The organism is Stenotrophomonas humi (genome assembly GCF_001431415.1).
Classification (GTDB): domain Bacteria; phylum Pseudomonadota; class Gammaproteobacteria; order Xanthomonadales; family Xanthomonadaceae; genus Stenotrophomonas; species Stenotrophomonas humi.
The window spans coordinates 131,839-156,443 of record NZ_LDJI01000019.1 but is presented as its reverse complement, the minus strand read 5'-3'; the positions used below and the strand labels follow the sequence as shown (position 1 = coordinate 156,443).

20 protein-coding genes and 4 tRNA genes are annotated in these 24,605 nt (G+C 63.3%); all 24 read left to right on the top strand.

Annotation, left to right across the window (positions count from 1 at the left end; all coding sequences use genetic code 11):
- The first annotated feature begins 2 nt into the window (after window positions 1–2).
- The 24 genes from nusA to rplT all read left to right on the top strand — a co-directional run bounded on the left by nusA (window position 3) and on the right by rplT (window position 24,450).
- Window positions 3–1,514 carry a transcription termination factor NusA gene (nusA, locus tag ABB26_RS10270; protein ID WP_057633749.1) on the top strand — a complete coding sequence of 504 codons (1,512 nt, stop codon included), beginning with the start codon at window positions 3–5 and terminating at the stop codon, window positions 1,512–1,514.
- Between the two features lie 95 nt (window positions 1,515–1,609).
- Window positions 1,610–4,264, top strand: a complete 2,655-nt coding sequence (gene infB, locus ABB26_RS10265; RefSeq protein WP_057633748.1) for a translation initiation factor IF-2 — start codon at window positions 1,610–1,612, stop codon at window positions 4,262–4,264.
- A 75-nt stretch (window positions 4,265–4,339) separates the two neighbouring features.
- On the top strand, window positions 4,340–4,717 hold the full coding sequence (gene rbfA / locus ABB26_RS10260; RefSeq protein WP_057633747.1) for a 30S ribosome-binding factor RbfA: 378 nt from the start codon (window positions 4,340–4,342) through the stop codon (window positions 4,715–4,717).
- A 113-nt stretch (window positions 4,718–4,830) separates the two neighbouring features.
- The gene (truB, locus tag ABB26_RS10255) at window positions 4,831–5,742 is read left to right on the top strand and encodes a tRNA pseudouridine(55) synthase TruB (RefSeq protein WP_057633745.1); all 912 of its coding nucleotides are present in this window, start codon (window positions 4,831–4,833) and stop codon (window positions 5,740–5,742) included.
- 174 nt (window positions 5,743–5,916) lie between these two features.
- Window positions 5,917–6,177, top strand: coding sequence for a 30S ribosomal protein S15 (gene rpsO / locus ABB26_RS10250; RefSeq protein ID WP_057633743.1), 261 nt, complete (start codon window positions 5,917–5,919; stop codon window positions 6,175–6,177).
- 149 nt (window positions 6,178–6,326) lie between these two features.
- Window positions 6,327–8,435 (top strand): polyribonucleotide nucleotidyltransferase, encoded by a 2,109-nt coding sequence (pnp, locus tag ABB26_RS10245; protein WP_057633741.1) that lies wholly within the window; start codon window positions 6,327–6,329, stop codon window positions 8,433–8,435.
- Window positions 8,436–8,756: 321 nt separating this feature from the next.
- Window positions 8,757–11,204, top strand: a complete 2,448-nt coding sequence (locus ABB26_RS10240) for a DNA internalization-related competence protein ComEC/Rec2 (protein ID WP_057633740.1) — start codon at window positions 8,757–8,759, stop codon at window positions 11,202–11,204.
- A complete protein-coding gene (locus ABB26_RS10235; RefSeq protein ID WP_057633738.1) occupies window positions 11,098–11,763 on the top strand; it encodes a MotA/TolQ/ExbB proton channel family protein in 666 nt (221 codons plus the stop codon). The genes ABB26_RS10240 and ABB26_RS10235 overlap by 107 nt, the downstream gene beginning before the upstream one ends.
- Window positions 11,764–11,769: 6 nt before the next feature.
- Window positions 11,770–12,192, top strand: coding sequence for an ExbD/TolR family protein (locus ABB26_RS10230; protein ID WP_057633736.1), 423 nt, complete (start codon window positions 11,770–11,772; stop codon window positions 12,190–12,192).
- On the top strand, window positions 12,189–13,937 hold the full coding sequence (msbA, locus tag ABB26_RS10225) for a lipid A export permease/ATP-binding protein MsbA (protein ID WP_057633734.1): 1,749 nt from the start codon (window positions 12,189–12,191) through the stop codon (window positions 13,935–13,937). Before ABB26_RS10230 ends, msbA begins: the two co-directional genes overlap by 4 nt.
- The gene (gene lpxK / locus ABB26_RS10220) at window positions 13,937–14,962 is read left to right on the top strand and encodes a tetraacyldisaccharide 4'-kinase (RefSeq protein ID WP_057633732.1); all 1,026 of its coding nucleotides are present in this window, start codon (window positions 13,937–13,939) and stop codon (window positions 14,960–14,962) included. Before msbA ends, lpxK begins: the two co-directional genes overlap by 1 nt.
- A 69-nt stretch (window positions 14,963–15,031) precedes the next feature.
- The gene (gene kdsB, locus ABB26_RS10215) at window positions 15,032–15,796 is read left to right on the top strand and encodes a 3-deoxy-manno-octulosonate cytidylyltransferase (protein ID WP_057633861.1); all 765 of its coding nucleotides are present in this window, start codon (window positions 15,032–15,034) and stop codon (window positions 15,794–15,796) included.
- Window positions 15,793–16,281 (top strand): low molecular weight protein-tyrosine-phosphatase, encoded by a 489-nt coding sequence (locus tag ABB26_RS10210; protein WP_057633730.1) that lies wholly within the window; start codon window positions 15,793–15,795, stop codon window positions 16,279–16,281. The genes kdsB and ABB26_RS10210 overlap by 4 nt, the downstream gene beginning before the upstream one ends.
- On the top strand, window positions 16,278–17,693 hold the full coding sequence (locus tag ABB26_RS10205; RefSeq protein ID WP_057633729.1) for a hypothetical protein: 1,416 nt from the start codon (window positions 16,278–16,280) through the stop codon (window positions 17,691–17,693). The genes ABB26_RS10210 and ABB26_RS10205 overlap by 4 nt, the downstream gene beginning before the upstream one ends.
- Window positions 17,690–19,537, top strand: coding sequence for an excinuclease ABC subunit UvrC (gene uvrC, locus ABB26_RS10200; RefSeq protein ID WP_057633727.1), 1,848 nt, complete (start codon window positions 17,690–17,692; stop codon window positions 19,535–19,537). The genes ABB26_RS10205 and uvrC overlap by 4 nt, the downstream gene beginning before the upstream one ends.
- Before the next feature lie 7 nt (window positions 19,538–19,544).
- Window positions 19,545–20,159, top strand: a complete 615-nt coding sequence (gene pgsA / locus ABB26_RS10195) for a CDP-diacylglycerol--glycerol-3-phosphate 3-phosphatidyltransferase (protein ID WP_057633726.1) — start codon at window positions 19,545–19,547, stop codon at window positions 20,157–20,159.
- 48 nt (window positions 20,160–20,207) lie between these two features.
- Window positions 20,208–20,283 (top strand) — tRNA-Gly (locus tag ABB26_RS10190).
- A gap of 27 nt (window positions 20,284–20,310) precedes the next feature.
- Window positions 20,311–20,386: transfer RNA gene (locus ABB26_RS10185), tRNA-Gly, on the top strand.
- A 179-nt stretch (window positions 20,387–20,565) separates the two neighbouring features.
- A tRNA-Gly gene (locus tag ABB26_RS10180) sits at window positions 20,566–20,641 on the top strand.
- A 77-nt stretch (window positions 20,642–20,718) separates the two neighbouring features.
- Window positions 20,719–20,792, top strand: a tRNA-Cys gene (locus ABB26_RS10175).
- Window positions 20,793–21,101: 309 nt separating this feature from the next.
- The gene (gene thrS, locus ABB26_RS10170) at window positions 21,102–23,006 is read left to right on the top strand and encodes a threonine--tRNA ligase (protein ID WP_057633724.1); all 1,905 of its coding nucleotides are present in this window, start codon (window positions 21,102–21,104) and stop codon (window positions 23,004–23,006) included.
- Window positions 23,007–23,055: 49 nt separating this feature from the next.
- A complete protein-coding gene (gene infC / locus ABB26_RS10165; RefSeq protein ID WP_026070650.1) occupies window positions 23,056–23,595 on the top strand; it encodes a translation initiation factor IF-3 in 540 nt (179 codons plus the stop codon).
- Between the two features lie 287 nt (window positions 23,596–23,882).
- On the top strand, window positions 23,883–24,080 hold the full coding sequence (gene rpmI, locus ABB26_RS18690) for a 50S ribosomal protein L35 (protein ID WP_002811096.1): 198 nt from the start codon (window positions 23,883–23,885) through the stop codon (window positions 24,078–24,080).
- Window positions 24,081–24,090: 10 nt separating this feature from the next.
- The gene (rplT, locus tag ABB26_RS10160; protein ID WP_057633722.1) at window positions 24,091–24,450 is read left to right on the top strand and encodes a 50S ribosomal protein L20; all 360 of its coding nucleotides are present in this window, start codon (window positions 24,091–24,093) and stop codon (window positions 24,448–24,450) included.
- Window positions 24,451–24,605: the final 155 nt, after the last annotated feature.

Sequence of the window (24,605 nt, the reverse complement as noted above, 5' to 3'; positions counted from 1 at the left end):
CGATGAGCAAGGAACTGTTGCTGGTAGTTGACGCAGTCGCCAACGAAAAAGGCGTGCCGCGTGAAGTGATCTTTGACGCGATCGAAGCGGCACTCGCCTCTGCGGCGAAGAAGCGCTATCCCGATCAGGACGTGCTCGCGCGCGTGTCCATCAACCAGAAAGACGGCAACTACGAAACTTTCCGTCGCTGGGAAGTGGTTGCCGATGATGTGGTGATGGAGTCGCCGGACCGTCAGATCCGCATGATGGATGCGATCGAGGAGGCCGACGGCGTCGAGCTCGGCGATTACATCGAAGAGCAGATTGAAAACCCGGATTTCGGTCGCATCGCCGCACAGGCTGCCAAGCAGGTGATCGTGCAGCGTGTGCGCGAAGCCGAACGTCAGCAGGTTGTCGATGCGTGGAAGGATCGCGTTGGTGAGCTGGTGACCGGTGTGGTCAAGCGCGCCGAGCGCGGCAATATCTATGTGGACCTGGGTGGCAACGCCGAGGCCTTCATTCCGAAGGACAAGGGCATTCCGCGCGACGTGCTGCGCGCCGGCGACCGCGTGCGCGGTTACCTGGCCGAAGTCCGCTCGGAACCGCGTGGCCCGCAGCTGTTCATCAGCCGCGCTGCGCCGGAGTTCATGATCGAGCTGTTCAAGCTCGAGGTGCCGGAAGTCGGCCAGGGTCTGGTCGAGATCAAGGCTTGTGCACGTGATCCGGGCGACCGCGCCAAGATCGCCGTGCTGGCCCACGACACGCGCACCGATCCGATCGGTGCGTGCATCGGTATGCGCGGTTCGCGCGTCCAGGCCGTGTCCAACGAGCTCAATGGTGAGCGCGTGGATATCGTGCTGTGGAACGAAAGCCCGGCCAATTTCGTCATCAATGCGATGGCGCCGGCGGAAGTGCAGTCGATCATCGTTGATGAAGACCGTCACTCGATGGACCTGGCCGTGGCGGAAGACCGCCTGGCGCAGGCCATCGGCAAGGGCGGCCAGAACGTGCGTCTGGCCAGCCGTCTGACCGGTTGGCAGCTGAATGTGATGACGCAGGATCAGGTCACGGCGAAGTCCGAGGCCGAGCAGACCGTCGCCCGCCAGCTGTTCATGGACAAGCTGGAAGTGGACGAGGAAATCGCAGGCATCCTGGTGACCGAAGGCTTCGGTACGGTGGAAGAAATTGCCTACGTGCCGGTCGGCGAGCTGTTGGCGGTGGAGGGCTTCGACGAAGACATCGTCGAGGAACTGCGCGCCCGTGCTCGCGATGCGCTGCTGAACGAGGCGCTGGCGGTGGAGGAGGGGGCTGAGAATGGCCTGCCGTCCGAAGACCTGCTGGCATTGAAGGGCATGGATGAAGCAACTGCGTACGCACTGGCCGGTCACGGCGTGCGTACGAGCGAGGATCTGTCGGATCTGGCTGCCGACGAGGTTCTGGAGTTCGGCATCGAGGGTATGGATCTTGAGCGTGCCGCGGCGCTGGTCCTGGCAGCCCGCGCCGAGGAGATCGCCCGCCTGGAGCGTGGCGAATGAGCCAGCGATGAACAGTGCCCTGAGCCGCTCAGGGCGTAGACTCCGCGCTACCTTCGTCTGTATCGAGGGGGCGCCAACAAGATCATAGGATCCGAATGTCGCAGCAAACCACCATCCGCAAGCTCGCCGAACTGGTCAACACGCCGGTCGAGAAACTGCTGGAACAGCTGGCTCAGGCCGGCATGAAATTCAGCGGTCCCGATCAGATCGTGACCAGTACCGAGAAAGTGAAGCTGCTGGGTTTCCTTCGCCGTTCCCACGGCAAGGAAGAGCAGCCCGCCGACGAGGCTGAGGCCGCGCCGAAAAAAATCACCCTGGCGCGTCGCAAGCACCAGGAAGTGACGGTCAATGCTGGTCGCAGCAAGACCACGGTCAATGTCGAGGTGCGCCAGAAGCGTACCTACGTCAAGCCGGAAGGTGGCAAGGCTGCGATGACCCCGGACGAAGAGCGCGCAGACATCCTGCGCAAGCTTGAAGAGTCACGTCAGCGCAATCTGGACGAACAGCGCATGCTGGCCGAGAAGGACCGTGCGCGTGATGAGGAAATCATTGCCCGCCAGAAGGCCGCTGAAGACGCCGAGCGTCAGCGTGAAGAGGCTGAGCGCAAGGCTGCTGAAGATGCCGTCAAGGCTGTGGAGGCTGCCAAGGCCGCTCCGGCCAAGCAGGAAGCGGCAGCAACGCCGGCCAAGAGCGTGCGCCCGGCAGCCGCCGCGCCGCGTGGCCCTGCGTCTGCACCCGCTCCGGCGCGTGATGACCGTGGTGGCGCGAATGCCAAGCCCGGCAACAAATCGCGTGGTTCCGATGGCGATGGTGGCAACCGTTTTGGTGGCCAGCTGCACCTGTCGGCGTCCGACCGTGCGCGTCGCGGCAACAGCAACAACAATAATTCCCGTGGTCGTCCGGGTGCACGTGCACCGCAGGGCCGCCGCGGCAATGATCAGTCGCGTGGCAGCAGTGGCAGCCATGGCTTCGAGCGTCCGACGGCACCAGTGGTGCGCGAGATCGCCATCGGCGATACCGTCACCGTGGCCGACCTAGCGCAGAAGCTGGCCCTGAAGGGCGGCGAAGTGGTCAAGGCGCTGTTCAAGATGGGCGTGATGGCCACCATCACCCAGTCCATCGACCATGACACCGCCGTGCTGGTGACCGAAGAACTCGGCCACAAGGCGGTGCGTGCCGGCAACAACGACGCTGAAGACGCGCTGTTGGCCATCAATGATGCGAACCAGGGCGATGCCGTTGCGCGTCCGCCGGTGGTCACCATCATGGGTCATGTCGATCACGGCAAGACCTCGCTGCTGGATTACATCCGTCGCACCAAGGTCGCCAACGGCGAAGCCGGCGGCATTACCCAGCACATCGGTGCGTATCACGTTGAGACGCCGAAGGGCGTGATCAGCTTCCTGGATACCCCGGGCCACGCCGCGTTCACCTCGATGCGTGCCCGTGGCGCGCAGCTGACCGACGTCGTGGTGGTGGTGGTTGCCGCTGACGATGGCGTGATGCCGCAGACCAAGGAGGCGATCAAGCACGCACGTGCCGCCAATGCGCCGATCGTGGTTGCGATCAACAAGATCGACAAGTCCTCCGCCGACCCGATGCGGGTCAAGAACGAACTGCTCGCTGAGCAGGTCGTGGCCGAAGACTTCGGTGGTGACACGCAGATGGTGGAGATTTCCGCCAAGACCGGTCAGGGCATCGACAACCTGCTGGATGCGATTTCGATCCAGGCCGAGTTGCTTGAACTGAAGGCCGTGTCCGAAGGCCGCGCTTCCGGTGTGGTCATCGAATCCTCGCTGGACAAGGGCCGTGGCCCGGTCGCGACGGTGCTGGTGCAGCAGGGCATGCTCAAGAAGGGCGACTACCTGGTGTGCGGCATTCAGTACGGCCGCGTGCGCGCCCTGTTCGACGAAGCCGGTCGGCAGGTGGCTGAGGCTGGTCCGTCGATTCCGGTGCAGGTACTGGGTCTGTCCGGCGTGCCGGAAGCGGGTGATGACTTCGTCGTCGTCGAAGACGAGCGCCTGGCCAAGGATGTTGCGCAGACGCGTGAAACCAAGCGTCGTGAATCGCGCCTGGTCGCCACGGCGGGCAGCCGCATGGAAGACATCATGGCGCAGCTGGGCAAGGGCGAAGGCCAGCAGGTGTTGAACCTGCTGATCAAGGCCGACGTCCAGGGTTCGGTGCAGGCACTGAGCCAGTCGCTGGTTGGCCTGTCCAACGACGACATCCGCATCAACGTGATCCACTCCGGCGTGGGCGGCATCACCGAGTCGGACGCCAATTCGGCGGTTGCTTCGAAGGCCACGGTGATCGGCTTCAATGTGCGTGCGGATGCTTCGGCACGTCGCATCATCGAATCCAACGGCGTGGACCTGCGTTACTTCTCGATCATCTATGACGTGATCGACCAGGTGAAGCAGGTGGCCTCCGGTCTGCTGGGCGTGGAGATCCGCGAAGAGATCATCGGTATTGCCGAGGTCCGCGACGTCTTCCGCAGCTCGAAGTTCGGCGCTGTGGCGGGCTGCATGATCATCGAAGGTGTGGTCAAGCGGAACAAGCCGATCCGCGTGCTGCGCGACAGCGTGGTGGTGTTCGAAGGCGAGCTGGAATCGCTGCGCCGCTTCAAGGAAAACGTGGAAGAAGTTCGCAACGGTACCGAGTGCGGTATCGGCGTGAAGGCCTACAACGACGTGAAGCCGGGCGACCAGATCGAGTGCTTCGAGCGTATCGAAGTGCCGCGTAGCCTGTAATTGCAGTAACGGCCGGTCCGCATCGCGCGGACCGGTCTTGTTTCATCAACGCAACAATCAAGTGAGCTAGACAACGTGCCGAAGACTTTCCACCGTACTGACCGTGTTTCCGCGCAGATCCGCCGTGATCTGGGCACGCTGGTGCATGCCGCCGTGCGCGAGCATGGGCTGCCATCGGTCAGCGTGTCGGACGTGGAAGTCACCCGCGACATGGCTCACGCCAAGGTCTTCGTCACCGCGTTGATGCCGGAGCGTTCGGCCGAGGCGATGAAGGGTTTGCGCGAAATCGCGTATGAACTGCGCATGTCGCTGGCCAAGGCAATGAAGCTTCGCCATGTGCCGGAGCTGCATTTCCACTACGACGACTCGGTGGACCGTGGTGAGCGCATCGACAACCTGCTGCGCGATCTGGTCCCGCCGCCGGAAACCAAGCCTGACTCCGACGAAGAATGAAGCAGCAGCCCGCAAGGGCTGTTGTCATATCTGGCCTGTGCTCGATGCTTCAGGTTGTTTCCAGTTCCCGCTGGGCGTGAGGTCTTCCTGCGCCGGCCCGAGAATGGTGTTTCATGCGCCCCCGTGTTCAATTTCGCCGTCTGGACGGCATCGTTCTGCTCGACAAGCCCGCGGGCATGAGCTCCAACACCGCGTTGCAGGTGGCCCGCCGTTTGTTCCGTGCGGAGAAGGGCGGCCACACCGGCAGCCTGGATCCTCTCGCAACCGGCCTGCTGCCGCTGTGCTTCGGCGAGGCAACCAAGATTGCCGGTCTGCTGTTGGGCTCGGCCAAGGCATATGACGCCGAGATCGCCCTGGGCAGGACCACCGACACCGACGACGCCGATGGCGTGGTGCTGCGTGAGCGTGACGTACCCGCGATCAGTCATGAACAGCTGCAGGCCGCCTTGGCGGGTCTGACCGGTCGCATCCTGCAGCGGGCGCCGATCTACTCGGCACTCAAGCAGGGCGGTGAGCCGCTGTATGTGAAGGCGCGCCGTGGTGAGGACATCGAGGCGCCGGAACGTGAAGTGCATGTGCAGGACATCGAGATCCTGGCCCACGAGGGCGAGCGCCTGTCACTGCGGGTGACCTGTGGCTCGGGTACCTACATCCGCAGCATCGCCCGTGATCTGGGCGAGGTGCTTGGCTGTGGCGCGCATATCACCGCGCTGCGCCGGCTGTGGGTGGAGCCCTTCATGACACCGCGCATGATCGGGCTGGATGCCCTGCGTGAAGTGGCCGAGCGTGGCGACGAGGCGGCCCTGCAGGAATGGTTGTTGCCGATCAGTGACGGGCTGAGCAACTTTGGCCGGGTGGTACTCGATCCGGGCCAGGCAACCCGATTCTGCCTGGGCCAGCGCCTGCGCAACCCGGAGTGGCCGGAGGGATTGGCCGGTGTCTTCGGCCTGGATGGCGTGCCGCTGGGGCTGGGGCAGGTTGAAGCCGACGGGCGTTTGAGCCCGCAGCGTCGTTTCAATCTCTGAACAGGCGGGCGGCTAATACCATCCGCTCCTTGTGGCAAATGGTTGAGGTCGTTACAATTTTGCGGCCCTTGAACGGGCACCGTCCTGCCGTCGGCAGGCGGTTACTTTAAAACGGCGAGCTGCGCGGTGCGTCATTGCACGTTCCTGCCGGCCACGCATCCAAGAGAAAAAACAATGTCGATCGACACCCAGAAAGTTATTGAAGACAACGCACGTGGCACCAACGACACCGGTTCCCCGGAAGTCCAGGTGGCCCTGCTGACCGCCCGCATCGAACTGCTGTCGGGCCACTTCAAGGAGCACAAGAAGGACCACCACAGCCGTCGTGGTCTGCTGCAGATGGTCAACCGCCGCCGCAGCCTGCTTGACTACCTGAAGAAGAAGGACGTCGTGCGTTACAAGGCATTGATCGAGAAGCTCGGCCTGCGCCGCTAATAGATTCCCCGCCGCGGCGCAGCGATGCGCCGCGGCTTTGTTTTTACAGCTTCAAAATCGTAATTGAGAGCGGCCGGAACCGCCCGGCCACCCGGTAGCGGCATGGGTCGTCACCGGTCCATCTGAAGAAAGCATTCCAAGGAACTCCCGTGGCAAAAATCACCAAAACCTTCCAGTACGGCAAACACACCGTCACGCTTGAAACCGGCGAAGTCGCCCGTCAGGCCGGCGGCGCTGTCATCGTCAAGATGGACGACACCGTGTTGCTGGTCACTGCCGTCGCCGCCAAGAGCGCGCGCGAAGGCCAGGACTTCTTCCCGCTGACCGTCGATTATCAGGAGAGGTTCTACGCCGGTGGCCGTATCCCGGGTGGCTTCTTCAAGCGCGAAGGCCGTGCGACCGAGAAGGAGACGCTGATTTCGCGTCTGATCGATCGTCCGATCCGTCCGCTGTTCCCGGAAGACTACAAGAACGAAGTCCAGATCATCGCCACGGTGATGTCGATGAACCCGGACGTGGACGGCGACATCGCCGCGCTGATCGGTGCTTCGGCTGCCCTGTCGCTGGCAGGCACCCCGTTCAAGGGCCCGATCGCGGCCGCCAAGGTTGGCTACAAGGACGGTGAGTACATCCTCAACCCGACCGTGTCCGAGCTGAAGGAATCGCAGCTGGAGCTGGTGGTTGCGGGTACCGCCAATGCCGTGCTGATGGTGGAATCCGAAGCCGCGCTGCTGTCCGAAGAAGTGATGCTGGGCGCCGTGACCTTCGGTCACCGCGAGATGCAGAAGGTCATCAACATCATCAATGAGATGACCGTTGAAGCCGGCACCAAGCCGAGCGACTGGGTTGCTCCGGCCAAGAACACCGCGCTGATCAGCGCACTGCAGGAAGCCGTCGGCGGCAAGCTCGGCGAAGCCTTCCAGGTGCGTGACAAGCTGCAGCGCCGCGACGCCATCTCGGCGATCAAGAAGGACACGGTCGAAGCCCTGGCTGGCCGCGTTGCCGCTGAAGGCTGGAACCCGTCCGAGCTGTCGAAGGAATTCGGCGAGCTGGAATACAGCACCATGCGCAACTCGGTGCTGGACACCAAGGTCCGCATCGACGGCCGTGCGCTGGATACCGTCCGCCCGATCGCCGTGAAGACCGGCGTGCTGCCGCGTACCCACGGTTCCTCGCTGTTCACCCGCGGTGAAACGCAGGCCATCGTGACCATCACCCTGGGCACCGCCCGTGATGGCCAGGTGATCGACGCGGTCGCTGGTGAGTACAAGGAAAACTTCCTGTTCCATTACAACTTCCCCCCCTACTCGGTGGGTGAGTGCGGCCGCATGATGGGCCCGAAGCGTCGCGAAATCGGTCACGGCCGCCTCGCCAAGCGCGGCGTGCTGGCAGTGATGCCGTCGCTGGAAGCCTTCCCGTACACCATCCGTGTTGTGTCGGAAATCACCGAGTCGAACGGTTCCTCGTCGATGGCTTCGGTCTGCGGTTCGTCGCTGGCTCTGATGGACGCCGGCGTGCCGGTCAAGTCGCCGGTTGCCGGTATCGCCATGGGCCTGGTCAAGGAAGGCGAGCGTTTCGTCGTCCTGTCCGACATCCTGGGTGATGAAGATCACCTGGGCGACATGGACTTCAAGGTTGCCGGTACTTCCGAGGGCATCTCCGCCCTGCAGATGGACATCAAGATCGAAGGCATCACCGAAGAGATCATGAAGCAGGCACTGCAGCAGGCCAAGGCTGGCCGTCTGCACATCCTGGGTGAAATGGCTCACGGCCTGACCGCACCGCGTTCGGAGCTGTCGGACTACGCGCCGCGTCTGCTGACCATCAAGATCCACCCGGACAAGATCCGCGAAGTGATCGGCAAGGGTGGTTCGACCATCCAGGCCATCACCAAGGAAACCGGCACCCAGATCGACATCCAAGACGATGGCACCATCACCATCGCCTCGGTGAACAATGCCGCTGCGCAGGCTGCCAAGGCCCGCATCGAGCAGATCACCTCGGACGTCGAGCCGGGCCGCATCTACGAAGGCAAGGTCGCCAAGATCATGGACTTCGGTGCGTTCGTCACGATCCTGCCGGGCAAGGACGGCCTGGTGCACGTGTCGCAGATCTCCAGCGACCGCGTCGAGAAGGTCGGCGACGTGCTGAAGGAAGGTGATGTGGTCAAGGTCAAGGTGCTGGAAGTCGACAAGCAGGGCCGTATCCGCCTGTCGATGAAGGCCGTTGAAGAAGGCGAGGGCGCCTCGGCCGAATAAGGCTGCGGTGTTTCGCTGAAGAAAAGCGGGCCTTTGGGCCCGCTTTTTTTATGCCTTTCAGGATCGAAGAAGCGGTTGCCGAACACGTGTCGGTGCTGCGCTGGAAGGTGCCTGTGGTGCATGGCCATGCAGCGTTGAAGCGTTGTTGGCGATGCCGCGCGGGGCGCTGCTGCTACCTGGGCGCGGCATTGTCCGACCAGCTCAGTCCGTTGCTGCTGATGGCACATCTGTACCTTGTGGACCAAGCATCTTCTGGGAACAGGAGATGCAACTATGGATGGCGATCAAACGCAAACAGGGCGTTTCACCCTCGTTGCAGCGATGCCCGTCTTTGGCAAGGCGGTTGCCGTGTGCTTTCTGCTGGGAATCTGTGCAGCGCTGTGGGCGCCTGTCCTGCTGCCATTGTCGATGGGCGGGCCGCTCGCAGCGCTCGGCATCGTGCTGTGGTGGCGTGGTCGACTGTTGCGTCTCGCGGGAGCGGTGGTGGCGGGAGTGGGCTGGGTTGGCCTGCATGCCGGTTGGGTGCTGGCCGCACAGTTGCCGTTCGCCTGGGAGGGGCGTGAATTCAGTGTCACCGGAACGGTGGCCAATCTGCCGGAGCACGAAGCGCGACGCACGCGCTTCCAACTGAGGGTGGATGACGGCGATGCCAATGCTCATCTTCAGTGGTACGACGATTTCGGTGCCTCATCGGTTGGCCCGCGCATGCAGCTGCATGCGGGCCAGCGTTGGCAGATGCGGGTGCGGCTGCGGGTGCCGCGCGGGCTGTCCAATCCGGGGGGATTCGATGCAGAGCGTCATGCCCTGGCGCAACGGATCAGCGCCACCGGTCTGGTGCGGGCGCCAGGCACCGCACGTTTGCTCACGCCGCCGTCAGGGGTGGCGGCGTGGCGGCAACACATGGCCTCGCGCATCGCCGCGCAGGTACCGTCTGCCTCGTCGCGCTATGTGCAGGCGCTGGCATTGGGCGACACGCGGGGGCTCACCGATGAAGACTGGCAACTGCTGCGGGCCACCGGGCTGACGCATCTGATTGCGATCTCCGGCTTCCATGTGGGCATGGTGGCGGTCTGTGGTGCGTGGTTGATCGGCGGCATCTGGCGATTGCTGCCATGGCTGGGACTGCGTTGGCCGCGACCGCAGGCGGCCGCCGCCGGTGCGTTCATCGCCGCCCTGGTGTATGCCGCGGTTGCGGGTTTCGCGCTGCCGACGGTACGCACGGTGCTGATGGTGGCAGTCATCGTGCTGGCGCGGTTGTGGCGGCGACCGGTTGATGTGCTGGGGTCGCTGGGCCTGGCGGCACTGGCTGTGCTGCTGGCCGATCCGCTTTCGGTGTTGAGCGCCGGCTTCTGGTTGAGCTTTGCCGGCGTTGCATGGCTGGCCTGGTGTTTGCAGGAGCGCACGCACTGGCTGCGCGGTTTCCTGTCCGCGCAGCGGGTGGCGACGCTGGGCTTGTTGCCCTTGAGTGCGATGTTGTTTGGCCAGGCCTCGCTCATCGGGCCGCTGGCCAACCTGGTGGCGATACCTTGGTGGAGCCTGGTGGTGGTGCCCCTGGCGGTGCTGGGTACCGCGTTGGAGGCGGTCTGGTCAGAGAGTGGTGCATGGGTGTGGCGAGCATCGGCAGGGTGCTTTGATCTGAGCTGGCCGTTGTTCGAATTTCTTGCCGATAGTCGCTTCTCGTTGTGGTGGTTGCCTGAGCCGGCCTGGTTCGCATTGCCGCTGGCCTTGCTGGGCGCGCTATGGATGTTGCTGCCGAACGGCGTGCCGGGCAGGCCGCTCGCGGTATTGCTGTGGTTGCCGCTGTTGATGCCCTGGCGTGAACTGCCGGATGCGGGTGAATTCGAACTGGTGATGATGGATGTCGGCCAGGGATTGGCGGTGCTGGTGCGCACGCAGCATCACAGCCTGTTGTACGACGCGGGGCCAGCGGTACGCGACGGGTTTGATGCCGGCGAGCGGGTGGTGGTGCCGGCGCTGCGGGCATTGGGCGTGAAGCAATTGGATCGCCTGGTGCTCAGTCATGGTGACAGTGATCACGCCGGCGGCGTGTCCGCCGTGCAGGCGGCGCTGCCGGTGGCCGGCCTGCACGCCCCTCCGGGCCTGGCCTGGCCGGGTGGCACCGATTGCGTGGCCGGGCAAAGCTGGGAATGGGAGGGCGTCCGTTTCGAGTTTCTGCATCCGGTCGCCGGTTTTCCGTATCTGCGCAACGAATCCAGTTGCGTGCTCAAGGTGGGCAGTCGGCATGGATCGGTACTGCTGCCCGGTGATGTCGGTGCGGTGATCGAGCGGGGACTGGTTACCCGTGTGCGATCCGAGCTGAAGGCGGAGGTCGTGGTGTTGCCGCACCATGGCAGCGGCAATTCCTCCAGCGCTGGTTTCGTGGCAGCGACCGGAGCCCGGTTGGCGCTGGTATCGGCTGGGCATGGCAATCGTTTCGCGCATCCACGCCCGGAGGTGGTCGCGCGTTGGCGGCGTGCTGACGCCGAGGTGCTGGGTACAGCGGGCAGCGGCGCGGTACGGGTCTGGCTGCGCCGCGGTGGCCTGCAGCTGCGCGAGCGGCGGATAGCGCGTTCACGCTGGTGGGATGCCGCGGAGCGGGCGCGGGCGGCTGCTATCCTATCCGGGATCGAACAGACGGCCATGGCGCCGGAGGGGTTGGAACGTGTGGGAACTGGTCAAGGCCGGCGGTTGGCCGATGCTGCCGTTGTTGCTGTTGGGGGTGCTGGCTTTGGCGATCGTCCTGGAGCGTTTCTGGAGCCTGCGCCGTAACGAGGTGCTGCCGCCGGGGCTGGGGCAGGAAGTCCGCAACTGGGCCGCACGCGGCAAGTTGGATGCCTCGCATATCGAATCCCTGCGTGCCAATTCGCCACTCGGCGCGCTGCTGGCCGCCGCGCTGGAAGCCCGCAACCGCCCGCGTGACCAGATCCGCGAGCGCATCGAGGACACCGGTCGCCACCTGGTGCACCGGATGGGGCGCTTTCTCAATGCGCTGGGCACCATTGCCTCGGCCGGCCCGTTGTTGGGTCTGCTGGGGACGGTGGTCGGCATGATCCAGATGTTCATGGGCATCCTCGACCACGGAGTGGGCGATGTGAACCAGCTGGCCGGTGGTATCGGCAAGGCGCTGGTGTGCACCGCCACCGGCATGATCGTGGCGATCCCGGCATTGATGTTCCATCGCCATTTCCGCAGCCGCATTGACGGCTATGTGATTGAGATGGAGCAGGAAGCCTCCGCGTTGCTGGATTCGCTGGATGGTCGCGCGGCGGTGCTGGCGACCAATGCCGCCCCGGTCGCGGCGCGCCCGGCAGCCACTGCGAAGGCCTGAGCCACGATGCGCATCCGCGATAGCCGCAGCCAGGACGAACCGCATATCGATCTCGTGCCGTTGATCGATGTGATCCTGGTGCTGATCATTTTCTTCGTGGTCACCACCACGTTTGATGCACGCTCAACCCTGCAGGTGCAGTTGCCGACTGCCAGTGACCAGAAGAACACTTCACCGCCGCGCTCGCTGAGCGTTCTTGTCAATGCCGACGGTCGCTACTTCATCAATGACCAGGAAGTGCTGCGTACCGACGTGGAGGCGCTCAAGCAGACCATCGCGCAGGTCGCCGGTGACGATCGCGAGCAGACGGTACTGCTGCGTGCCGATGCCCGCACGCCGTACCAGGCCGTGGTGACCGCACAGGATGCACTGGGCCAACTGGGCTTCCGCCGTATCGCCATCGCTACCGCGCCGGAGGCAAAGTCATGAGCAGTACAACGGAAACCGCCTGGCAGACCTACAAGCGGCTTCTGGCGTTTGCCAAGCCGTACCGGATGCTGCTGCTGGTAGCGCTGTTGGGCATGCTGATCGAGGCGGCCGCCGGCATGGGTTTCCTGGCGCTGATGAGCCCGATCACCAACAACCTGGTGAATCCGGAGGACATCAATCCGTGGATGCCGCTGGCCGTCGTTGGTCTGTTCCTGGTGCGAGGTGTTGCCGGCTACCTGACCGATATCGGCATGGGCAAGGCCGCGCGCAGCATTGCCCGCGACCTGCGCGTGCGCGTGCTGGGCAAGTACCTGCGCCTGCCGGGGCAGCGTTTCGACAATGAGCCGGTTCCGTCGATGCTGGTACGACTGGGTTCGGACAGTGACCAGGTGGCGCAGGCAGCCATCGATGCGATGAAGGTGGTGCTGCAGCAGTCGCTGCAGGCGCTGGGCTCGCTGGCGATGATGTTCTATTACAGCTGGCAGGTGACGTTGGCCATCTTCGTCCTCGCGCCACCGCTGGCGTGGGTGATGAACAAGGTTGCAAAGCGCTATCGGCGTATCAGCCACCGTATCCAGGAGAGTGGTGCGGAACTGTTGCAGGCTGCCGACCAGACGCTGTCCAGTCATCAGGAAGTGAAGATCTACGGTGCGCAGCCGCGCGAGATGGAGCGCTATTCAAGCCTTGCCAACAACAACCTGCGGCTGGCGATGAAGGTGGAAGCCACCCGCAGCATTTCTTCGGGAATGGTGCAGCTGATTGGGTCGGTTGGCTTGGCCACCTTGCTGTTCATCGCCGGTCATGAGGCAGCAGCCGGGCGCCTGACGGTGGGTGATTTCGTTGCCATGTTGATGGCGATGTTGACCATCATCCCGGCGCTCAAGCAGTTGACCAACGTGCAGAACATGACCCAGCGCGGCATCGCCTCGGCGCAGCGTTTGTTTCTGGTGCTGGATGCGGCGGATGAGCCCGATACCGGCACCGTGCCGTTGGCGCGTGCGAAAGGCAAGCTGGAATTCCGGAATGTCACCGCCCGCTATCCCGGGCAACCCAAGCCCGCGCTGCAGGACATCAGCTTCGTTGCGCAACCCGGCACGGTCACCGCCATCGTTGGGCGTTCGGGTAGCGGCAAGTCGACGTTGATCAAGCTGATTCCGCGTTTTTATGACGTGGAAGGCGGCCAGATTTTGCTCGACGGCCACCCGTTGCAGGATTACAAACTGGCCGATCTGCGCAGGCAGATCGCGCTGGTGGGCCAGCAGGTCACGCTGTTCAACGGTAGCGTCGCCGAGAACGTCGCGTATGGCGAACTGAGCGAGCGCAGCCCCGAGCAGTTGGATCGCGCCATTGCCGGCGCCAACGCGCTGGAGTTCGTCGAGCAGATGCAGGACGGCATGAATTCGCAGGTAGGGGCCAAGGGCGGTCGCCTATCCGGTGGTCAGCGCCAGCGCCTGGCCATCGCCCGCGCGATGCTCAAGGACGCGCCGATCCTCATTCTGGACGAAGCCACCGCCGCACTGGACAACGAATCCGAGCGTTTGGTGCAGGACGCGCTGCAGAAACTGATGCCAGACCGCACCACGCTGGTCATCGCACATCGCCTGTCCACCATTGAGCATGCCGATCAGGTGCTGGTGATGGATCAGGGCCGCATCGTCGAACGCGGCACCCACCAGCAATTGCTGGCCTTGGGCGGACTGTACGAACATCTCTACCGCATGCAGTTCCGGGAGAGCCAGGACTGATGACGGACAAGCGTGGCCCGCAGACGCCGGCCTATTGGTACGACGACGCACCCGTGCCGTTGTTCGCCAAGCTGTTGGCGCCGGTTTACGCCGGCGTGTCTGGCCTGAGGCGGCAGTTGTACCGACGTGGCTGGCTGCGTCGGCGGCAGGTAGCGGTGCCGGTGATCGTGGTCGGCAACATCACCGCCGGTGGCACCGGCAAGACGCCGCTGACGATCGAGCTGGTCAACCGCCTGCGTGAGGCGGGCTGGAAGCCGGGTGTTGCCAGCCGTGGCTATGGTCGCGACGAAGCGGGCACGGCGCGTTGGGTCACGCCGGATCTTGCGGTTGAGCTGGGCGGCGATGAGCCGGCCCTGATCGCCTGGAAAACCGGTGCGCCGGTGCGCGTGGATCGTGATCGCGTCGCTGCTGCAAAGGCCTTGATGGAGGCCGGCTGCGACGTGGTGGTCTGCGACGACGGCCTGCAGCACTACCGGTTGGCGCGGGATATCGAGATCGAAGTGGTCGACGCGGTGCGCCGCTATGGCAATGGCCGGATGATTCCGGCCGGTCCTCTGCGCGAGCCGGTGGAGCGCGCGCGCGAATGTGATTTCCGCGTGGTCAACCTGGGCCAGGCCAGCGACGCGGCGGGTGACATGGCCGGCGCGGGTTTTGGTGAGTGGTCCATGCGCCTGCGCATTGCTACGGCGCGTCCGTTGAACGGTGGTCGTGAACAATCGCTGCAGTCATTTGCCGGTCAGCGTGTGCATGCGGTGGCCGGCATCGCCAACCCGCAGCGCTTCTTCCAGATGCTGCGCGCGCGCGGCATTGGCGTGGTGCCACATGCGTTCGCCGACCACCACCGCTACGTGGTGTCGGACCTGTCATTTGGCAGTGAGTTGCCGGTGCTGATGACCGAGAAGGATGCGGTCAAATGCCGCAGCTTTGCCAACCGCTGGCATTACGCCGTGCCGCTGCAGGCGGAACTGCCGGCCGCCTTCTGGATTGCGCTGCTCGACCGGCTGGGTAAGCTGGCGCGCGCATGACCCCGCAGGCGCCAGGTTTTTGATTGAGCGGCGGTTACGCCGTGGCTGAAGGGAGTTGAGATGAGCGTGATTCCAGACTTTGTCGTGGCCATTCCGGCGCGTTATGCATCCACACGCCTGCCAGGCAAGCCGCTGGCATTGTTGGCCGGTGAGCCGATGGTGTTGCATGTAGCGCGCCGTGCGCTTGCCGCAGGCGCAACGGCGGTCTGGGTGGCGACCGATGACGCGCGTATTGCCGACGCTGTGGCTGGCCTTGACGGTATTCATGTCGCGATGACCGACCCGGCGCATGCCTCGGGCACCGACCGTCTGGCCGAGTGCGCCCGACAGGCAGGCTGGGCCGATGATGTGATCGTGGTGAACCTGCAGGGGGATGAGCCGTTCGCCCCGGCTGCTGGCATTCGCGCGGTCGCCGCCGTGCTGGCGCAAAGCGGCGCACCGATGTCCACGCTGGCCACACCGGTCGAAGACGCACCGACCTTGTTCGACCCCAACGTGGTCAAGCTGGTGCGCAACGCGCACGGCGACGCCCTGTATTTCAGTCGCGCGCCGATTCCATGGCATCGCGACGCCTTCGCCCGTTCACGCGATGCCTTGCCGGCCGCGCAGTGGCTGCGACACATCGGCATCTATGGTTATCGCGCCGCGTTCCTGCAGCAGTTCGCGGCGATGCCGCCGGGCACGCTGGAACAGATCGAGTCGCTGGAACAGCTGCGGGTGCTGGAGGCCGGGCATCGCATTGCGGTGGCGCTGTCGCCGGCGCCGTTCCCGCCGGGCATCGACACACCGGAGGATCTTGAGCGGGCCGATGCGCTGATGAAGGTGGCGCATTGAAACTGCTGGTGATCTGCCTGGGCAATATCTGCCGCTCGCCGATGGGCGAGGGAGCGTTGCGGGCGCGGCTAGCCGAAGCCGGGCTGGCTGGCCGGGTGCAGGTGGACTCGGCGGGTACCTCCGGCTGGCATGCCGGTGATCCGCCGGACCGACGTGCCGTGGCCTGCGCAAAGCGGCATGGCGTGGATATCTCCGGGCTGCGGGCGCGCGCCCTGATCGCCGAGGATTTCCTGCATTTCGACCACATCTTCTGCGCTGACCGCGACAATCTGTTCGAGGCCCAGAAGCTGGCTCCCGCAGAAGCACGCGAGCGGGCCGTGCTTTGGCTGCCTTGGGCCGGCGTTGGCGAAAGTGCGGTGGTGCCCGATCCCTATTACGGTGGCGAGGCGGACTTCGAGCATAGCTGGGCACTGGTGGACGCCGCCGCCCGCGCTACCGTGCAGCGTCTGTTCCGACGAGATGACTCCGGCATAATCCCGACATGAACGAAAAACGCGCGATGGAACTGCCCAAGTCCGGCATCTGGCTCAACGCGGCACCTGCCACCCTGCAGGAACTGCGTGGGCGGCCGGTGGTGTTGGCTTTCGTCAACGGTACGTCGGTCTGGAGCATGCAGCGGGTCGCCGAGGTGACCCGCTGGCAGGCTCGCAACCCGGGGCGTCTGCATCTGGTCGTGGTGCAGGTGCCGCGCTTCGAATTCGAGCGTGAGCCGCAACAGGCGCTGAAACTGTTGCGCCGGCATGGCGTGAGCGCCCCCATCGTGCTGGATGCGCACTGGGATGCATGGCGGCAGTTCGACGTGCAGTCATGGCCGACGCTGGTGCTGCTGGATGCCCAGGGCATCGAACAGGAGCGATTGGTAGGTGCCACGGGCGAGCTGGAGCGCGCGCTCAATGGGCTTTGCGAGGGCCAGCAGCGCCCGTTGGACGAGGAGGGCTTTGGCAGCCGAGAGATCAATGCCGAGCCTCGACTGCCGCTGCTGTTCCCGGGCGGTCTGGTGGTCAGTCAGGATCGCCTGTACGTGGCCGACACCGGCCATCACCGCATTCTTGAGTGCAATCACTCTGGTCGTGTGCTGCGGCAGTTTGGTCTGGGCAGCGCGGATATGATCAACGGTGGCCTTGGTGAGGCTGCTTTTAATCGTCCGCAAGGGCTGACGCTGGTGCGTGATGTGCTGTATGTGGCCGATACCGGTAACCATGCGCTGCGCCGCATCCATCTGCAGAGCGGTCAGGTGGACACTTTGTGCGGCAACGGTCGCGCCGGTGATCCGCAGGCTGGGGTATTGAATCAGCCATGGGACAGTGCACTGAATTACCCGGCCGACGTGGCGGTGGCCGACAATCAGATTCTGATCGCCATGGCCGGCGACAACCACATCTGGAGCTACGACCTGGGCAGCCGCGAACTGCGCTGGCGCTCGGGCGCCGGTGCAGTGGAAGTGCGCGATGGCAGTGGGCATCTGGCCGCGTTCGCGCAGCCGACCAGCCTGGTCGCGGTGCAGCAGACGCTGTATGTCTGCGACTCGCTCGGCTCGGCGATCCGCTCGGTGCAGTTGCGTGGCGACCTGGTGCAGACACTGGTCGGGCAGGGGCCGTGGGAGTCGGGCAACGTCGATGGCCCGCGTCTGCATGCACGCCTGCAGTACCCGCTGGCCATTGCGATGGGCCCGGATTCGCCGATGCTGTGGATCGCTGATGCCGGCAATGGGTCGCTGCGTACGCTGCGGCTGGGGGGCGGTGATCTTTCCACCGTCAACCTGCCGCGCCGCCTGCATGGCCCGAGCGCGCTGTCGGTTGCCGCGGGTGCGATCTGGATCGCTGAAACCGATGCGCACGCCGTGTTGCGGTTCGATCCGCTCAGTGGCGAGCTGAGTGACGTGCCGATTGAAGGATGAACGACAAAGCACTCCCTGCATTTGATGGCAAGGCATTCGCCGCGGCATTGAGTACCGCGCCCGGTGTTTACCGGATGTATGCGGCAGACGACACGTTGCTCTACGTTGGCAAGGCCGGTGCGTTGCGCAAGCGCGTGGGCAGCTACTTCAACGGTTCGCCCAAAAGTACGCGCATCATGATGATGCTGTCGCAGGTGGCGCGGATGGATGCCACCGTCACCCGCACCGAAGCCGAAGCGCTGCTGCTGGAAAACCAGCTGATCAAATCACTGGCGCCGCGCTACAACGTCTCGCTGCGCGACGACAAGACCTATCCGCAGGTGCTGTTGACCCGCGAGCAATGGCCGCGCATCGCACTGCATCGCGGCCCGCGCGCCATTCCGGGGCGCTACTACGGCCCTTATCCGGGCGTCGGCGCGGTGCGCGAAACGCTGAACCTGATGCACAAGCTGTTCAAGCTGCGCAGCTGCGAAGACAGCGTGTTCCGCAATCGCTCGCGCCCGTGCCTGCAGTATCAGATCGGCCGTTGCAGCGCGCCGTGCGTGGGATTGGTGGCGCAGGCCGACTACGACGAATCAGTGCGCCTGGCAGCCATGTTCCTGGAGGGCAAGAGCGACCAGCTTGCCGATGAACTGATGCAGTCGATGCAGGCGGCCAGTGATGCACTGGAGTTCGAGCGCGCCGCACGCCTGCGTGATCTCGTTGCTTCACTGCGCAGCATGCAGAACCGCCAGTACGTGGACGGACGTGCCGCCGACCTGGATGTGCTTGCCTGCGCGACGCAGGGTGCAAGTGCCTGCGTGATGCTGCTGGCATTCCGCGATGGCCGCAATCTGGGTACGCGTGCTTTTTTCCCGAGAACCAACGGTGAGGACAGCGCTGAAGAAGTGCTGGCCGCATTCGTGTCGCAGTACTACATCGAGCACGCGCCGCCGGCAGAAGTGTTGCTGGATAGGCAGATTCCCGATGCGGAGATGATCGAAGCGGCATTGAGTGCCTCGGCCGAACGCAAGGTGGTGCTGAAGTGGAACGTGCGTGGCGAGCGTGCCGGCTACGTCGACCTGGCCAGCCGCAACGCGCAGATCACGCTGGTTTCCGAGATGGACAGCCAGGGCGCGCAGCGTGCACGTAGCGAAGCATTGCGTGAGCTGCTCGGCCTGGCCGAGCCGGTGAAGCGCGTGGAATGTTTCGATATCAGCCACACCATGGGCGAAGCCACCGTTGCCTCCTGCGTAGTGTTCGACGCGGCCGGGCCGGTGCGCGCGCAGTACCGGCGCTACAACATCAGCGGCATCGAGCCGGGGGATGACTACGCAGCCATGCACCAGGCCATTGATCGTCGTTTCCGGCGAGCGGTGGAAGAGGGCGGCGTACTGCCCGACGTACTGTTGATCGACGGCGGTGCGGGTCAGTTGGCGCAGGCGCAGGCGGCATTGGCTGACCTGGGCGTGGAGGGCGTGATGTTGGTGGGTGTGGCCAAGGGGGTGGAACGTCGCGCCGGGCACGAGGCACTGGTCTTGCCGGATGGGCGTGAGCTGCGGCCAGGGGCGGCTTCACCGGCCCTGCAATTCATCCAGCAGGTGCGCGACGAAGCGCATCGCTTCGCCATCACCGGCCACCGTGGCCGTCGCCAGAAGGCGCGGATGACCAGCAAGCTGGAAGATATTCCGGGCATCGGTCCGCGTCGGCGCGCGAGCCTGCTCAAGCATTTCGGCGGCATGGCCGGGCTCAAGGCTGCCGGTGAAGCGGAAATCGCCCGGGTGGAGGGAATCAATGACGCCCTGGCCGCGCGCATCTACGCTAACCTTCATGGTCTGTCGGTACCCGATCCGGCAGCGGAGTAGCGTTTCAATGAAATTGACTGTCCCCACCTGGCTGACGTTGTTGCGGATCGTGATGATCCCGGTGCTGGTGCTGGTGTTTTACCTGCCCTATGCCTGGACCAACTTCGCCTCGGCGGCAATTTTTGGCCTGGCGGCGATCACCGATTGGCTAGATGGCTGGGTGGCACGGCGCTACGAGCAGCATTCGGCGTTCGGTGCGTTCCTTGACCCGGTGGCGGACAAGCTGATGGTGGCGGTGGCACTGTTCCTGATCGTGCAGGGCCATCCCACGCCGTGGATGGCATTCTGGGCGGCGGTGATCGTGGGGCGTGAGATCGCGGTGTCGGCATTGCGCGAATGGATGGCGGAGATTGGCCAGCGCGCGAAGGTGCGCGTGGCAATGATCGGCAAGGTCAAAACCACCGCGCAGATGATCGCCCTGTTGTGTCTGCTGTATTCGGTATCGCCCAAAGTGCCGTACACGGAAATCTGGATGGGTGCCCCGGTTTTCCACATCGGTGACTGGATGTTGGCGATTGCGGCCATGCTGACGTTGATCTCCGGCGTGCAGTACATGGTGGCTGCATGGCCAAGCCTGCGCGAAGAAGAAAAAACCGCACGCGAACGTGCCAGAAAAAGTTAAAAGGGCTGTTGACAGGTAGGCGATTGCCTGTAGAATTTCGCCTCCCAAGCGGGAATAGCTCAGTTGGTAGAGCGCAACCTTGCCAAGGTTGAGGTCGCGAGTTCGAGTCTCGTTTCCCGCTCCAGTTTGGGATTGAATTGGTACCCGCCAAGCGGGAATAGCTCAGTTGGTAGAGCGCAACCTTGCCAAGGTTGAGGTCGCGAGTTCGAGTCTCGTTTCCCGCTCCAGTTCAAGTTCAGAGGCTGCCGTCTTGCATGGCGCCTGGGAGGGTTGGGTAGTTCGTTGCCATGGCTGGCAGCGGGTTTTCCCTGAAGGAGGCTGAAAGCAGCTTCCGAGTGATGTGAAGAAAATTGTTAAAAATGCTGGCGCGTTGATTCTGAAGTCTGTAGAATGCGCCGCATCCCAAGCGGGAATAGCTCAGTTGGTAGAGCGCAACCTTGCCAAGGTTGAGGTCGCGAGTTCGAGTCTCGTTTCCCGCTCCAGATTCTGAAAAGACCCCGTGAAACGGGGTCTTTTCATATCGGGAAGGATCTTCCCGGTAGTTCAAGATTCAAAGTTTGGCCTGGTAGCAGAGTGGTTATGCAGCGGATTGCAAATCCGCGTACGCCGGTTCGATTCCGACCCAGGCCTCCATTTGAAGCCCTGAGAAATCAGGGCTTTCTTTTGCCCGGATTTTGGCCCCCTGGGGGGTTGTGCGCCTGCCAAGTCCGGATGGCCGTGAAGGCGGTCACCGCGCGCTGATTGCGCTAGAATCCAGCCAATCCCCTGTTGATAGGTGGCCCGCGCAAAACGCCGGTCGAGTGTGCGACATGAGCACTACTGCTGCCCATTGCTGATGCCCCGCCACAGCCCTGTTGCAGGCGCCGTTGTGGCGCTTTTTTATTGCCCCGAACTTCCTGTCATGCCGCGCCGAAAGCCGGTCATGACTTCTGGTGAATCCCCATGATCAACATCACTCTCCCAGACGGCAGCGTCCGTCAGTTCGAAAACCCGGTCAGCGTCATGGACGTGGCCCAATCCATCGGTGCCGGTCTGGCCAAGGCCACCATTGCCGGTGTCGTGGATGGCGTACAGGTCGATGCCAGCGACGTGATCGATCGCGATGCTTCGCTGCGCATCATCACTGCCAAGGACGAGGAGGGCGTGGAGATCATCCGCCACTCGTGCGCGCACCTGGTCGGTCATGCGGTCAAGCAGCTGTATCCGGACGCCAAGATGGTGATCGGCCCGGTCATCGCTGAAGGTTTCTACTACGACATCTACAGCGAACGTCCGTTCACGCCGGAAGACATGGTGGCGATCGAGAAGCGCATGGCGGAGTTGATCGCGACTGATTACGACGTCATCAAAAAGATGACGCCGCGCGCGGAAGTGATTGAAATCTTCAAGGCGCGTGGTGAGGACTACAAGCTGCGCCTGATCGAGGACATGCCCGAAGACATTACGGCGATGGGCATGTACTACCATCAGGAATACGTGGACATGTGCCGCGGCCCGCACGTGCCGAACACGCGCTTTCTGAAGTCTTTCAAGCTGACGCGCATCTCCGGTGCGTATTGGCGTGGCGATGCCAAGAACGAGCAGCTGCAGCGTGTCTATGGCACGGCATGGGCTGACAAGAAGCAGCTTGAGGCCTATATCAAGCGCATCGAAGAAGCCGAAATGCGCGATCACCGACGCATCGGCAAGCAGCAGGATCTGTTCCACCTGCAGGAAGAGGCGCCGGGCCTGGTGTTCTGGCACCCGAAGGGCTGGTCGATCTGGCAGGTTGTCGAGCAGTACATGCGCAAGGTCTACCGTGACAGCGGCTACGGCGAAGTGCGTTGCCCGCAGATCCTGGATGTGAGCCTGTGGAAGAAATCCGGTCACTGGGACAACTACCAGGACAACATGTTCTTCACCGAGTCGGAGAAGCGCACCTACGCGTTGAAGCCGATGAACTGCCCGGGTCATGTGCAGGTGTTCAACCAGGGGCTGCATAGTTACCGCGACCTGCCGATCCGTTACGGCGAGTTTGGTTCGTGCCATCGCAACGAGCCGTCCGGTGCGCTGCACGGCATTCTGCGCGTGCGTGGTTTCACCCAGGACGATGGCCATATCTTCTGCACGGAAAGCCAGGTCGAGGCCGAAGTGACTGCGTTCCATCAGCAGGCGCTGGCGGTGTATGAGGCGTTCGGCTTCGATGACATCCAGATCAAGATCGCGCTGCGTCCCGAGTCGCGCCTGGGCGACGATGCCACCTGGGACAAGGCCGAGGGCGCGCTGCGCACGGCATTGTCGAGTTGCGGCGTCGAATGGCAGGAGTTGCCGGGCGAGGGTGCGTTCTACGGCCCGAAGATCGAGTACCACCTGAAGGATGCCATTGGCCGTACCTGGCAGCTGGGCACGATGCAGGTCGACTTCATGATGCCGGGCCGTCTGGGCGCCGAGTACGTGGACGAAAACAGCCAGAAGAAGCATCCGGTCATGCTGCATCGCGCCATTGTCGGTTCGATGGAGCGTTTCATCGGCATCCTGATCGAGAACCATGCCGGCTCGTTCCCGGCTTGGCTGGCGCCGGTTCAGGTGGTGGTGGCAAACATCACCGATGCCCAGGCCGAATACGTCGAGCAGGTCCGCAAAACCCTTGCGAATCAAGGCTTCCGGGTGGAGGCCGATTTGCGCAACGAAAAGATCGGCTATAAGATTCGCGAGCATACCTTGCAGCGGGTGCCATATCTGCTGGTCGTGGGCGACCGCGAGAGGGACAATGGCGCCGTGGCAGTACGTACGCTGTCGGGCGAGGATCTGGGCTCAATGTCTGTCCAGGCCTTTGCCGAGCGGCTGCAGGCTGAATTGAAGCAGTAAGCTAGAGCCCCGGCCCCAGCGGATATCCGTCGGGGCCGGTTCGATTCCACTGGGAGATTGCAATATCAGTACCCCTGACAACAAACAGAACCGCAAGAATCAGGAAATCCGGGTGCCGCGCGTCCGCGTGATCGGCAGCGACGGAGAAATGATTGGCGTGTTGACGCGCGATGAAGCGCTGTCGATGGCTGAAGATGAAGGCCTCGACCTGGTCGAAATCCAGCCGCAGGCCGATCCGCCTGTGTGCAAGATCATGGACTTCGGCAAGTTCAAGTTCGAGGCGCAGAAGAAGGCCAATGAGGCCAAGAAGAAGACCAAGCAGGTCGAGATCAAGGAAGTGAAGTTCCGTCCGGTCACGGACGAGGGCGACTACCAGATCAAGCTGCGCAAGATGCGCGGTTTTCTGGAAGAAGGCGACAAGATCAAGGTCAACATCCGCTTCCGTGGTCGTGAAATGAGTCATCAGGAACTGGGTCGCGAAATGGCCAACCGGATCGAAGCCGATCTGGGTGAGGACATCGTGATCGAGTCCCGTCCGCGCCTGGAAGGCCGGCAGATGGTCATGATGATCGCGCCGAAGAAGAAGTAACCGGTCAGGTGGCGTCAAGCCGCCTGCCAGCTGAACAGGGAGGGGCGAGAGCTGACCTCCCTGTCTGCATGCCCAGTCTGCCTGTTGCGGCCATTGCCGCTTGCGATTGCAAGTGGCTGGTTCGATGGGCATAATAGGCGGCCCGGTTCGCCGGGATTGTTGTTTGTGTTACCCAGGACCTGCCTGCCTCCAACGGGAGTGTGGGCTTTAAACAGACAAGGGCACGGACGGAAAGTGTGGCGCAGCCACCGCCCAGTCAGTGAAAAGAGACCATCAAGGACATAGCAATGCCCAAGATCAAGACCAACCGGGCGGCGGCCAAGCGTTTCCGCAAGACCGCCTCCGGCAAGTACAAGTGCGGCCACGCAAACCGTAGCCACATCCTCACGAAGAAAGCGACCAAGCGTAAGCGTAACCTGCGTCAGACGAATCACGTCCGCGCAGAAGACGCAGGCCGTCTTGACCGTATGCTTCCCTATCTCTGAGGACTGAACCATGGCACGAGTAAAACGTGGTGTGCAGGCGCGCCGCCGCCACAAGAAAGTATTGGATCTCGCCAAGGGCTATTACAACGCCCGTCGCAAGGTTTTCCGCGTTGCCAAGCAGGCAGTCATCAAGGCACAGCAGTACGCCTACATTGGCCGTAAGCAGAAGAAGCGCAATTTCCGTTCGCTGTGGATCACCCGCATCAATGCGGCTGCCCGCATCAACGGCTTGAGCTACAGCCGTTTCATGAATGGCATGCTCAAGGCTGGCATCACCCTGGACCGTAAGGTCCTGGCAGACATCGCCGTGCATGACGCGGCAGGTTTTGCCGCACTGGCTGAGAAGGCCAAGGGCGCGCTGGCGGCATAAGTTCTTTCCATGGCGGTTGTGGCGTTCACGCGCAACGGCCTAAGTGAGACAATGCATGGGGAAGGGCGCGAGTCCTTCCCCATTCTTTTTTGTGTTGGTTGCCGCTGCCGATGATTGCGCGGGGACCAGGCAATGGTGGCGACGGGGGTCGGCCC